This window comes from Gemmatimonadaceae bacterium (assembly GCA_019637355.1).
Lineage (GTDB): Bacteria > Gemmatimonadota > Gemmatimonadetes > Gemmatimonadales > Gemmatimonadaceae > Pseudogemmatithrix.
Map to the genome: position 1 here is coordinate 2,529,358 of JAHBVT010000001.1, position 12,191 is coordinate 2,541,548.

Below are 12,191 nucleotides of genomic sequence, written 5' to 3' on the forward strand. Positions count from 1 at the left end.
GTGCGCGACTTGCCCTCCAGACCCGACATCACTGGCCGCTGGCTACTCGGCGGCGCCTCTGCGGGCCGTGCCGAGGCTAACGAAGATGAAGGTCAGCAGCGATGCCACAAGCGTGAGCCCCGTCACCGTCACGCCCGTCGGCAGCGTCATCCACTTGAGCCAGGCAGCCGTCTCCAGCGCCAGCGTCGCCGCGAGTCCCAGCACGAGCGACGCGATCGCGCCCTCGCGCGTTGCGCCCTCCCACGTGAGGCCGATGGCCAGCGCCGGCACCAACGTGCAGGCGAAGAGCCCGTACCCGAAGATCCCGAGGAACGCCACCAGCGTCCCGCTCAGCTGGGCCATCGTGGCTCCGGCGACGCTCAGCGCCACCGTCCACACCCGTCCTCGGCGCAACCAGGTCTCGTCGCGCCGCTCGCGCCCCAGCGCGCGCGGAATGTCGTGCGTGATGGCGGCCGCGCCGATGCTCAGGAACGAGTTCACGGTGCTCATAATGGCCGCGGCGACGCCGGCGAAGACCAGCGCGGCCACCACGGAGGGAACGTACCCGAGCAGGAAGCTGGGCGTCGCGTCGTCGGCGCGCGCGAGCGCCGGCAGCTCGCTGTTCACCACGAGCGCCTTCACCGCGATGCCGACCCCGACGAAGAGCAACTGCGCCAGCAGCATCGCCACGGTCATCAGTGCCGGGTACCAGCGCAGCCGCCGCAGGTCCCTGAGCATATAGTACTTGTGCGCGATGTGCGGCTGCCCGAGCGATCCCACCGCGAACACGAAGAAGAACGACAGCGCGACCATCGCGCCGCGCGTGCCCCAGGGACCGAGGAACGTAGGGTCCACCGACTCGATCGCGCGCGTGATGGCGGCGAGTCCGTTTCCGGAATCGAGCGCGAAGATGAACACCACGCTGCTCGCCACGGCCATCAGGCCGCCCTGGAACACGTCCACCCAGATGCCGGCGAGGATGCCGCCGCTCGCAGAGTAGGCCAGCGTGATCGCCGCGCCGATCCAGATGCCGGGCCCGAGCCCGACGCCGAACAGCGCGTCCACCACGAGACCGAGCGCGAGCAGGTTCGTGGCGAGGTAACCGATCACGCCGATGACGATGGCCAGCGCGCTCAGGCCCTGCGCCGCAGGCGAGTCATAGCGCAGGCGAATCGCGTCGGGCACCGTCACGAGCCGGTGGCGTTCGCCGAGCACCCGCATCCGCTTGCCGAGCACCAGCGCGCCGAAGGTGTTGGTGAGCGCCGCCGGCAGCACGATGAACAGCGCCGTGAGTCCAATGGAGTAGACGAGGCCCGGCCCGCCGATGAACGCGAATCCCGAGAGTGTGGATGCCATCGCCGCCAGCGCGAAGGGCAGCAGGCCGATGCCGCGGCCGGCGACGAAGAAGTCCTCCGCCGTGCGCGTGCGCCGCGCGGCCCACCAGCCGATGAGCGCGCAGGCCGCGAAATACGCGAGGCCCACCGCCACGATCATTGGCCGCGCTGCCAGGTCAGTCGGCATCGTCCAGCACGTCGCGGTCGAAGCACAACGCGTACGCCACCGGCAGCAGCACGAGTGGCACCAGACCGGTGAACAGCAGGAGCAGCGCCGTGCTGCGCGGCAGGCCGAACAGCACCGGTCCGCCGCTCGCCGGCGGTTCGTGCAGCAACCCGACGGCGAAGCCCGCGAAGGTGCACGCGCAGGCCACGAGCACTGCCGCCGCGAGCCGCGGCGCCCGCGGCCCGGCGCCGAGCAAGCCGAGCCCGGTGAGCACGAGCGTGGCGCCAGCGGCCAGCAACCACGGCGCGGCCGGCGAGCCGGCACCGAAGCTCAACGCGTATGCCATCGCCACGGCGACGGCACCGACTGTCAGCAGGGCGATCGAAATCGAGCTTCGCATCGCCCGAAAGCTAGCGGCCTACCGCGCCGCTGGGCGCAACTCGTAGACGCCGATACGCTGCTCGCCCGACGGCCCTTCTTCGATCAGCCAGGCGCGGTCGCCCCTCGTGGCCACCAGCTGCGTCGCATACGGGAACGCCACACGGCCGATGTACCCGCCGCTGCTGCTATCGAAGAGGTCGTAGGTGTTCCGCTCGCGCCAAGTGAGCAGCGGACGCGCATCACCAGCCGATCGCGGCGGAATGTCGCGCGGCTCGGCGACGACGTGGACCTGTACCCAGAGCCGATCGAGCTCGTCCATCCGCAAGCTGCGCAGGAACGGCTTTAGCTCGGGAATCGGCGCCAACTGTTGCTGCGGATTGCGGTTCCCCAGATACTCGCGCCACGCCTGCCATTCCGCCCGCTCTCGGTCGGCGTAGCGCACCGCAGCATCGTCGCGCGTGAACTCCAGCGTGCGATCACCTCGCACGACCTTCAGGTGGTAGCGCCGCGGGCTTGCCGTCACGATCGCGCCGTCGAGGCCGATCGCATACATCGAATCAGATGGGATGGCCGAGTACGTCCCGTCGTTCGTACCGAGCCCGAAGCCGCGCCCACCACTCATTCCCGGCGCCGGCACTTGGACCGAATCGACGCGGCGTCCGCGCCGATCGATGATCACCATCTGCGCAGGAAGGTCGTACTCCATCGCGTCCGGTGTCGGGATCCAGGCCTTGCGCCAGTAGCGACCGCGTCGGTCCACATAGAACGTGCCGGGGCCGCCGAGACCGCCGTACACGTTCACGCGGATCACGTCGCTCGGTTCGTCAGCGGCTGTGAAGCGCACTAGGCGACCGTTCGGCGGATCGTTGACGACAATCCCGCCATCCACATCGATGGCGATGTCGTAGCACCCTTCGTACTCCCCTGGCCCGGCACCCGTGCGACCGACCGTGCGCACGAACACGCCCGTTGAGTCATAGCGGCGAATCGTGTGATCGAAGAGATCACAGGTGTAGAAGCCGCCATCCGGCACCGCGACGATACTGTACACGCGACCGAAGGCATACTCAGGCGGCCCCTCAAGCTCGCCGATCGCGAACAGCTTCACCGCCTCGATCGCACCGGTCCCGACCCGGAGCGCGGATCCTGGAATCGCCGATCCCGGCGTCCCATCACCACGCATACTGTCGTCCGACGAACCGCAGGCCACGGCAACCAGCGCAATCCCCACGCAACAAATCAAAGAAAGGGCCGATCGCATACCCGCAATCCTGCACCTCGGCGCAGCACGCAGCAAGACATCCGCCCTGCGCAAGCAGAAGGAGGCGCAGCCGCAAGCGGCCACGCCCCCTTCCGTCTTCAGTCTTCCGTCCTGCTATCGAGAACCAATCAACCCATTGAACACGAGCTTAAACGTCCCCGCCGGCTGCGCCCTAAACAGCGCCTCCGGCCCAATGAGTCGCACCGTGCCACGCCCCACGCGGGCATCAGCGGCGGCCACACCACCCTCGAGATACGTCTCCCCCCACGCCCAGCCGCTGCGCAGCGAGTTCGGCGTGTCGAACCACATAATCGGCGTGATTCCCTTCTGCAGCGCGTACGGCGCGAGGCGGAACACCGGCGAGTTGTCGAACATCACAATCGCGCGCGGCGTCATCCCGCGGCCCGCGGCCGTGGTCGTGTCCACCGCTACTTCGAGCAGCGAGCCCGGCACGTAGAACTTCTCTCTGCCCAGCCCCTGCTCCTCGCCCGTGGGCATCCGCTCCACGAGATGGTTGCTCAGCGGCAGACCCAGATGCTGCGCCAGGTTCGTCGAGCTGCCGATCGTGATCACCATTCCGCCGTTCTCGGCGAAGCGCTTGATCTGCGGGATCGTGCGCTCGGCGGTCACGCTGCCCAGCCAGCGGCGATACTCGGCCGGGATGCTGGCCGTGTCCATCGCGCCGCCGCCGCCGAAGCCGCCGCCCCCACCGCCACCGCCGGCGCGAAGCGCCGGGATCGCACCGTCCACGAAGACCAGCGCGTCGTACTTGCTGTTCAGGTTGCCCGCGTCGAGTTCCTGCGGGAACACCACCGTGAACGGGAACTCGTACTGCTCCAGCAGCCAGCGCGTCCAGCCGCTCGGCATCGAGCCGCCGTAACGGTCCCAGAGGCCGATGCGCATCGGACGCACGGCCGTCGCGCCGCTGGCGTTGCCCGCCGCGAACGAGAGGCCGAGTTCCTGCGCCGCGCGCTGCACGATCGGACGGCTCGTGCCCGTCGCCGGGATGATCCAGGTGCCGTCGCCGCGGCGCAGCACCTGCGCGTTGGCCTTGAGCAGGCGGTTCACGACGATGAACGCGTCGTTGTGGGCCGCCGAGAGCGCCCAGGTATTGCCGCCGGCCACCGTGCCGGGCGCGGGACGCAGGCGGTTGGTCGGCGCGATCTTCTCGAACGGTCCGTCGAGCGCGTCGAGCACGCGGTCGTACTGCACGCCCATCTGCATCGCCAGCGTCCAGCCGGCGTTGTCGTAGGGCGGCGTCGGCGGGCCACCCGGCACGCGGAAGTCATTCGGGTGATCCTGCGGCTCGAACATATCCAGCACGTGGGCGCCGAAGGCCTGGCCCACCTTCACCACATACGAGCCGGCGGGGTACTGCTTGCCGCCGTGCGAGAACGCCGCCGTCGCGCGATGCACGTCCACGCCCGCCTTCTGCAGCGCGACGAGGAAGCGCACTGCCGTCGGGAAGTCCCGCTGGTTGCTCGGCAGGATGTAGGCGCGCGGGTCGCGGTTCTCCCGCGTCTTCATCGACGCCATCATCTCCTGCGCCGCGGCACCGGTGCGCTGCATCGCCGCGTTGCCGAAGCCGCCGAGGAAGGCCATCGGGTTGTCCGCCTGCTGCTGGGCGCGGCGCGCGCGGTTCTCTTCCTCGATGCGCGCCTGTGCCGCCGCGTTGCGCTTCGGCCAGATCGTCCAGCTGTCGCTGTTGCCCTGGGCGATGCGGTCGTTGCCCATCTTCCAGATGTTGTACAGGAAGATCTCGCGGTTGCGCGAGACCACGTCCAGCACCGCCTTGTTCGCCGTCACCGAGTATTCCACCGACTGGCGGAACTTCCACGGACCCGGGTTCACCGGCAGCGGCTGGTCGGCGCTGCTGATCTGCCGGTTGGCGATGAACGGGATCTCGATCGGCGTCGGGTTGCCGATCGTCTCCGTGAGCAGGCCGATCATATTATGGAAGTACACCGTCGTGCGCAGGCCGCCGTTCCACCAGGTGGAGTAGCCGGCGCCGAGTCGCATCACCACGCCGCCCTTTTCTTCCTGCACGAAGCGGTGGTGCATCGCGCCGCCGACCACGTCGAGGCCGGTGCGGATCAGCGGGTGGATGTTGAAGTTCATCGGGTCGCGGAACGGCGGCGCGAACATCACCGTGCCCGCCGGGCCCGTCTGGTGGTGGTTGTACATCACCTGCGGATACCACTCCGTGTACAGCACGCGGTTCATATTCTCGGACTCCGGCATCGCCGCGAGGTAGAAGTCGCGGTTGTTGTCGTGGCCGATGTACTTCTGGTAGAGCCGCGGCACGCCGCCCGTGCTGCGACGGCGCTGGTCCGGGTTGCGCATATACCAATCGCTGACGAGTTCCATCCCGTCCGGATTGGCGTGCACCATCACGATGATCAGGTCGTTGAGGAAGCGCAGCGTCTCCTCGTCCGTGCCGCTGACCAACTGCCAGTTGGTCTCGATCAGTTGCTGCGCGCCGAGCACTTCCGTGGCGTGCAGGCCGCCGTCAATCCAGACGATGCCCTTGCCCTCGCGCGCCAGGCGGCGGGCCTCCGCCTCGCTCACGCCCTCGGCGCGGGCCAAGCGCTCCGCGATCTGCCGGTAGCGCTCGCGGTTGCGGAGGTTCTCCGGGCTCGAGACGATCGCCATAATCTGCGGTCGGCCCTCGGCCGTCGTGCCGATCGTGTCGAGGATCATCCGGTCCGACTCGTTGGCGAGGCGGATCCAGTATTCGTGGAACTTGCTGTAGTTCGGCAGCACGTAATCGGCGCCGATCTGGTGGCCGAAGAACTGCTCCGGTGAGGTCAGCCGCGGCTGCTGGGCGGCGAGCGGGAGGGCGGCGAGCGCGGAAAGCGTCAGCGCGTGGCGCAGGAAGCGCAGGGACATCGCGTACGACTCCAGGTGGGAGTGAAGGTCAGCCCTAAGCTACGCGGCTACGGCGGCCGGCGTTGGGGAGCGTGGGCAACCTCCCGGCCCTCCGGGACGGTCGGGACGCTGGGAGCTGTTGGTACTGGGCAGTTTGCGGCTGGGGTATACAGATTGCTGGTGTCCCGAACCCACTCCGGAATGCCGCGCCGCCTCGTCACTGCCTTTTTCGCACTGTTCCTCGCCCTCCCCTTGGGGGCGCAGATTGCCCAGCGCGAGTACGCCGAGCGCCGCGAGGCCCTGCTCGAGCGCCTCAACGACGGCGCCATCCTCGTGCTCGGCGCGCCAGAGGCCGCGCACGATTACCTGCCCTGGTCGCAGTCGCGGCCCTTTCTATATCTGACCGGCTTCGCCGAACCCGACGCCGCGCTGCTGCTCGCGCGTGTCGATGGCAGCCTGCGCGCCACCCTCTTCGTGACCCCGCGCGATCCCGCGCAGGAGGTGTGGAGCGGCATCCGGCTCGGCGTGGAGGGCGTGCGCCCGCGGACCGGGATGCAGGGCCGCAACGTCGCCGAGCTCAGGAGCGTGCTCGACTCCGTGCTGCGCAGCGACTCGCAGCTCTGGATCGTCGGCGACTTTAGCGGTGGCCCCACTTCCCTCTCTCCGCACGAGCAGTTCGCCAACGCCCTGCGCGCCGCGCATCCCACGCGGCGCATCACCGACGGCACCGGCGCCGTCGCGTCCCTGCGCGGGAAGAAGAGCGCTGCTGAGTTCGAGCGTCTGCGTATCGCCGCCGAGATCAGCGCGCGCGGGCATCTCGCCGCCATCGCGCTCGCCCAGCCCGGCGTCGGCGAGTGGGAGCTCGAGGCCGCCGCCGCTGCCGTGTGGCGTCGCGAGTCCGGCGACTTGCCTGGCTACCTGCCCATCGTCGGCAGCGGGCCCAACTCCACCGTGCTCCATTACAACGCCAACAGCCGCATCGCGCAGGCCGGCGACGTCATCGTGATGGATATGGCCACCAACTTCGATGGCTACGCCGCCGACATCACCCGCACCATACCCGTCAGCGGCCGGTTCACCGCCGCGCAGCGCGAGATCTACGATGTCGTGCTCGCCGCGCAAAAGGCCGCCGAGTCCATCGTCGCGCCAGGTGCGCGTGCGCAGGCGATGACTGCGGCTGCCAACGACGCGCTCGCCCGCGGCCTCAGCCGCCTCGGCCTCATCGATTCACCTACTGCCACCTACGACTGCGGCAGTGAGGCCCGTCCGCGCCGCTGCCCTCAGCTCAGCCTCTTCTATATGCACGGACTCGGCCACGGCATCGGCCTCGACGTGCACGATCCTGACCAGTACTACGAGACCGGTGTCATCCAGGTCGGCAGCGCGTTCACCATCGAGCCTGGCGTGTATGTGCGCAGCGTGCTGCCCGAGATCCTCCCCCGCACGCCTGACAACCGCGCGTACCTCGCGCGCATCGCGCCCGCGTTGCAGCGATATGGTGGCATCGGTGTGCGCATCGAAGATGACTATCTCGTGACTGCGCAGGGGGTTGAGCGGCCGTCGGCCATCGTGCCGCGGGAGGCCGACGAGATCGAGCGGCTGATGCAGGCTCCGCGGACGCCGCGGGATGCGGAGGCAGCGGCGCGGGTGCAGCGGTATCGGGGGGCGCCGTAGCCGTCGCGAGGGGCGCCAGGCGTCGATTGGCGGCTTGTGTGTCGATTCGGCTGGAAGCAGGAAGGGGCGCGGCCTGATGGTCCGCGCCCTTTTTCTCGGCTGACGAGGTCGCGCGATGTGGATGGATTAGTGCGAGTTGCCTGCAGCATAATTCCGTAACATAGCCGGACCCGCTATAGCCTAGGTGTGTGGCAGAAGTCGTGCTTGCGCAGGGGGTTAGCGTGAAGTGAGGTTTGGGATAGTGTGAGTTCCCTGCAAGGATAGTCGGCGGAATAGTCAGGGGACTCTGTGTTCGTTTTTCGTATAATCCACGTTATCCGGAGTGAGATACATCAGTGAGTAACGAAGATCTCGGGCGGCGCGCGCTCGGCCTCTTGCTCGCGCTCAACGGCGCGATGTTCGTGGTGGAGGTCGTCAGCGGCTGGCGCGCCGAGTCCATGGGGCTGATCGCCGACGGCCTCGATATGGGCGCCGACGCCGCCGTCTATCTGCTCGCCCTGCTCGCCATCGGCGCCGCGGAATCCCAGAAGCTGAGTGCCGCGCGCTTCGCCGGTCGGGTGCAGCTGGGGCTCGCCATCCTCGCGATGCTTGAGCTCGGGCGCCGGGCCATCATGGGCAGCGCACCCGAACCGCCGGCGATGATCGGCATCTCGCTCGTCGCACTCGCCGTCAACGTTGCCTGTCTCGCGCTCCTCCGCCGCCATCGGCACGGGGAGGTGCATCTGCAGGCCGCCTGGATCTTCTCCGCGACCGACGTGCAAGCCAACCTTGGAGTGCTGCTAGCGGGCGTGCTCGTAGCGCAACTCGACTCCGCTGTGCCAGATCTCGTCATCGGCTTCGTCGTCTGCGGCCTCGTCCTGCGCGGGGCTGTCCGCATTGGACGGCGCGTGCGCGCGGCCGAGATCGCCGCCGGTCCCGACGCGCTCGTGCGACCCGGATAACGACGCTTGCTGCTGATGAACGCGGTGCGGATGCAGTGGTGGGGCGGCCGCCTTGTGGAGCATGGGACGGCCTAGCGGCCGCCCCACCACTGCTTTCTATTGAAGCGTTCACAGCAGAAGCCCACGTTATGCGGAAGCTCCAGCGGGCAGGCAGCTTCCGCCGCGCCCTGCCGCAGATCAGGCGCAGGGGCGCGGGTCCAACGAACTTCTTTGGTTTGGCTGTCGTGCGTGCTCATAGCGCAGTGCGCGCCCGCTGCGACTGCGGTCCGCGTCGTCGCACGGCGCCGAATCGCGGCGCAGCCGAAAGGCTCCGCATAACGCCGCTTGCTGCCGATGGCCGCAGCTAGGGATGGCCTGGGCCGAAGCGGCCTAGCGGCCGCAGGGCCCAGGCCTCTTATTGGAGCGTCCACAGCAGAAGCACACGTTATGGCGACTACCTGACGAATAGATGAAGTTCACTCCAGCGCAGGTAGCCAAGACATGGAATCGCGTCATGGAGAGTTCGCCGAAGGAGTGGGCGAAGCTTGAGGCGCGCTCCGGCCCGTTCCAGGATGAGCTGACGGGCTTCGTGTTGGGGTTCACGTATCAGCTCAGCGATGACGCACAGGAGCTGGCGCGAGACTGCATGGTCGCGTGCTACGAGATCTACCGCGAGCACTTCCCCGTCATCCGCAAGGCGACGGATGAGCAGATCATGGCGCACTGGCAACGGTGTCGCGCACGCATCGCGGACGCGGAGGCGCTGACCGATGCGGGGGCGCCGCTGCAGCAAATGTACGGCGGCTCGCCCCAGCCCCTCCTGTTCGAGGCGGTAATCGATGGCCTCCTCCCGCCCGATCCCGATGAATTGGACGCGGAGGAGGCGTACGCGCTCGACGATGAGGAGTTCTGGGACGTGCTCGCCGTGCTCGACACCGTCATTGCCGTCCTCGATGAGTGCGCCCAGACGGCTCCTGCGCCATAACGACGCTTGCTGCCGACAGCTGCGGGTGCGGAAGCAGTTGTGGGGCGGCCGCCCTGTAGGGCATGGGACGGCCTAGCGGCCGCCCCACAACTGCGTCTTATTGGAGCAGCTGCAGCAGAAGCACACGTTATCGCGACTTGTGCCGGGGGACAGGCGATCCGCTGCATGCGCGTCGCGGGAAGTGCGTCGTGATCCGCAAGTTCGTCGCCAGTGCTTTGGGGGTCCACGCCGAACGGTTCCGCGCGCGTGTGTCCCGCCAGATGCCGCGACCTGCGGACGGAGCCTGGCGGACGACCCAGGCCGCTCGACGGGCATGGCTTACGCATCCCGCGCGGTTTGTGCGCTCCGCCGCGCGCGCCGACGACGCGCGCGATAACGACGCTTGCTGCCGACAGCTGCGGCTAGGGAAGCAGTTGTGGGGCGGCCACCCTGTAGGGCATGGGACGGCCTAGCGGCCGCCCCACAACTGCATCTTATTGAAGCAGCTGCAGCAGAAGCTCACGTTATCGCGACTCGTGCCGGGGGACAGGCGATCCGCTGCATTCGCGTCGCGGGAAGTGCGTCGTGATCCGCAAGTTCGTCGCCAGTGCTTTGGGGGTCCGCGCCGAATGGTTCTGCGTGTGAGTGTCCCGCCAGATGCCGCGACCTGCGGACGGAGCCTGGCGGATGACCCAGGCCGCTCGACGGGCATGGCTTACGCATCCCGCGCGGTTTGTGCGCTCCGCCGCGCGCGCCGACGACGCGCGCGATAACGACGCTTGCTGCCGACAGCTGCGGCTAGGGAAGCAGTTGTGGGGCGGCCACCCTGTAGGGCATGGGACGGCCTAGCGGCCGCCCCACAACTGCATCTTATTGAAGCAGCTGCAGCAGAAGCTCACGTTATCGCGACTTGTGCCGGGGGACAGGCGATCCGCAGCATTCGCGTCGCGGGAAGTGCGTCGTGATCCGCAAGTTCGTCGCCAGTGCTTTGGGGGTCCGCGCCGAATGGTTCTGCGTGTGAGTGTCCCGCCAGATGCCGCGACCTGCGGACGGAGCCTGGCGGACGACCCAGGCCGCTCGACGGGCATGGCTTACGCATCCCGCGCGGTTTGTGCGCTCCGCCGCGCGCGCCGACGACGCGCGCGATAACGACGCTTGCTGCCGACAGCTGCGGCTAGGGAAGCAGTTGTGGGGCGGCCACCCTGTAGGGCATGGGACGGCCTAGCGGCCGCCCCACAACTGCATCTTATTGAAGCAGCTGCAGCAGAAGCTCACGTTATACGGACTGGATTCAAAGGGTCGATGCAACACCTTCATTAGTACTCTCCTTGGAGGTAGTTGCGATGTTCATCCCTAGCCCACACGGCTACACCTGGCAGCAGCGCGCAGAATTGTGGGCGCGCTACCGTGCCGGTGACTCGGTCCGCGAGATTGCCCGCGACCTCGCGAAGGATCCCGGCGCGCTCCACGGCGTGATTCGCCTGCAGGGCGGCATCGCGCCGCGCTTGCGTGCGCGATCCGCGTTGGCCCTCTCGCTCGAGGAGCGCGAACTCATCTCGCGCGCACTGGCCGCGGGGCACTCCTATCGCGCGATCGGTCGCACGCTCGGCCGCGCCGCCTCGACCATCAGTCGTGAAGTGGCGCGACACGGCGGGCGCACCGCGTATCGCGCCGTGCGGGCCGACGACGTCGCATGGCAATCCGCGCGTCGGCCGAAGGCGTGCCGACTGGCGTCACGCCCGCGGCTCCGGTATCTCATTGCAGCGAAGCTGAAGCGCAACTGGTCCCCCGAGCAGATCAGCGGATGGTTGCGCACGACGTACCCTGCTACGCCGGAACTCCACGTGTCGCACGAGACGATCTATCGCTCGCTGTATGTCCAAGCGCGCGGGGTCTTGAAGAAGGAGCTGATGAAGCACCTGCGCACGCGACGCGTGGCACGGCGCGCGCGCGCGTCCACGCGCAAAGGCCAAGGGCGCGGCCGCATCGTCGATGCGATCCCGATCAGCGCGCGCCCCGCGGAGGTGGAGGACCGGGCCGTGCCGGGCCACTGGGAAGGTGACTTGCTCGCGGGCGGCGGGAACACGCATATCGCGACGCTCGTCGAACGCACGTCGCGCTTCACCATCCTCATCAAGGTCGCGAGCAAGGAACCGGCGAGCGTCGTGCCCGCACTCATCCGCCAGATTCGCCGACTCCCGACGCACGTGACGCGCTCGCTCACGTGGGACCGCGGCACCGAGCTCGCCCACCACAAGCGCTTCACCATCGCGACCGGCGTGCAAGTCTACTTCTGTGATCCCTCGAGTCCGTGGCAGCGCGGCAGCAACGAGAACACGAACGGCCTCCTCCGCCAATACTTCCGCACCGGCGCGAGCCTCGCCAACGTTACGCAGCGCGACTTGAATCGCGTCGCCGACCAGCTCAACGGACGCCCGCGCAAGACGCTCCAGTTCCAAACCCCCGCGGCCGTCTTCGACGCCGCTGTTGCATTGATTGCTTGAATTCATCGGTCCTTAGGAATCCAAGTGCGCCTCGAGCGGCTTCCGACACCCCGCTCCGCGGCTTGAGTAGGGAACCTGAGCGCGCACATCCTAAGCGCGCTCAGTGCTCCTCATACCAACTTTCTTTTGTCTCTCTCCGC

8 protein-coding genes are annotated in these 12,191 nt (G+C 68.0%); 4 read left to right on the forward strand and 4 right to left on the reverse strand.

The genetic code is table 11. From position 1 onward, the window contains the following. Positions 1–42 precede the first annotated feature (42 nt). The 4 genes from KF689_11585 to KF689_11600 form a co-directional block, all read right to left on the reverse strand. The gene (locus KF689_11585) at positions 43–1,500 is read right to left on the reverse strand and encodes a hypothetical protein (GenBank protein MBX3134010.1); all 1,458 of its coding nucleotides are present in this window, start codon (positions 1,498–1,500) and stop codon (positions 43–45) included. Next, positions 1,490–1,879, reverse strand: coding sequence for a hypothetical protein (locus tag KF689_11590; protein ID MBX3134011.1), 390 nt, complete (start codon positions 1,877–1,879; stop codon positions 1,490–1,492). Before KF689_11590 ends, KF689_11585 begins: the two co-directional genes overlap by 11 nt. An 18-nt stretch (positions 1,880–1,897) precedes the next feature. Further along, positions 1,898–3,091: a hypothetical protein gene (locus tag KF689_11595; GenBank protein MBX3134012.1), complete on the reverse strand. Its 1,194-nt coding sequence runs from the start codon at positions 3,089–3,091 to the stop codon at positions 1,898–1,900. A 144-nt stretch (positions 3,092–3,235) separates the two neighbouring features. Then, entirely contained in the window at positions 3,236–6,010 is a 2,775-nt protein-coding gene (locus KF689_11600; protein ID MBX3134013.1) for a peptidase, read from the reverse strand. Positions 6,011–6,169: 159 nt separating this feature from the next. On the opposite strand from KF689_11600, the gene KF689_11605 reads away from it, so the two are divergent. The 4 genes from KF689_11605 to KF689_11620 all read left to right on the forward strand — a co-directional run bounded on the left by KF689_11605 (position 6,170) and on the right by KF689_11620 (position 12,051). Next, complete coding sequence (locus KF689_11605) at positions 6,170–7,663, forward strand: aminopeptidase P N-terminal domain-containing protein (GenBank protein MBX3134014.1); 1,494 nt, start codon at positions 6,170–6,172, stop codon at positions 7,661–7,663. A 335-nt stretch (positions 7,664–7,998) separates the two neighbouring features. Next, positions 7,999–8,604, forward strand: a complete 606-nt coding sequence (locus KF689_11610) for a cation transporter (protein MBX3134015.1) — start codon at positions 7,999–8,001, stop codon at positions 8,602–8,604. 448 nt (positions 8,605–9,052) lie between these two features. Next, positions 9,053–9,568 carry a hypothetical protein gene (locus tag KF689_11615; GenBank protein ID MBX3134016.1) on the forward strand — a complete coding sequence of 172 codons (516 nt, stop codon included), beginning with the start codon at positions 9,053–9,055 and terminating at the stop codon, positions 9,566–9,568. Positions 9,569–10,890: 1,322 nt separating this feature from the next. Next, positions 10,891–12,051: an IS30 family transposase gene (locus KF689_11620; GenBank protein ID MBX3134017.1), complete on the forward strand. Its 1,161-nt coding sequence runs from the start codon at positions 10,891–10,893 to the stop codon at positions 12,049–12,051. Positions 12,052–12,191: the final 140 nt, after the last annotated feature.

Coding starts and splice junctions, on each gene's coding strand:
- KF689_11585 (MBX3134010.1), bottom strand. CDS start 1,500: ATGCCGACTGACCTGGCAGCGCGGCCAATGATCGTGGCGGTGGGCCTC.
- KF689_11615 (MBX3134016.1), top strand. CDS start 9,053: ATGAAGTTCACTCCAGCGCAGGTAGCCAAGACATGGAATCGCGTCATG.
- KF689_11620 (MBX3134017.1), top strand. CDS start 10,891: ATGTTCATCCCTAGCCCACACGGCTACACCTGGCAGCAGCGCGCAGAA.
- KF689_11590 (MBX3134011.1), bottom strand. CDS start 1,879: ATGCGAAGCTCGATTTCGATCGCCCTGCTGACAGTCGGTGCCGTCGCC.
- KF689_11600 (MBX3134013.1), bottom strand. CDS start 6,010: ATGTCCCTGCGCTTCCTGCGCCACGCGCTGACGCTTTCCGCGCTCGCC.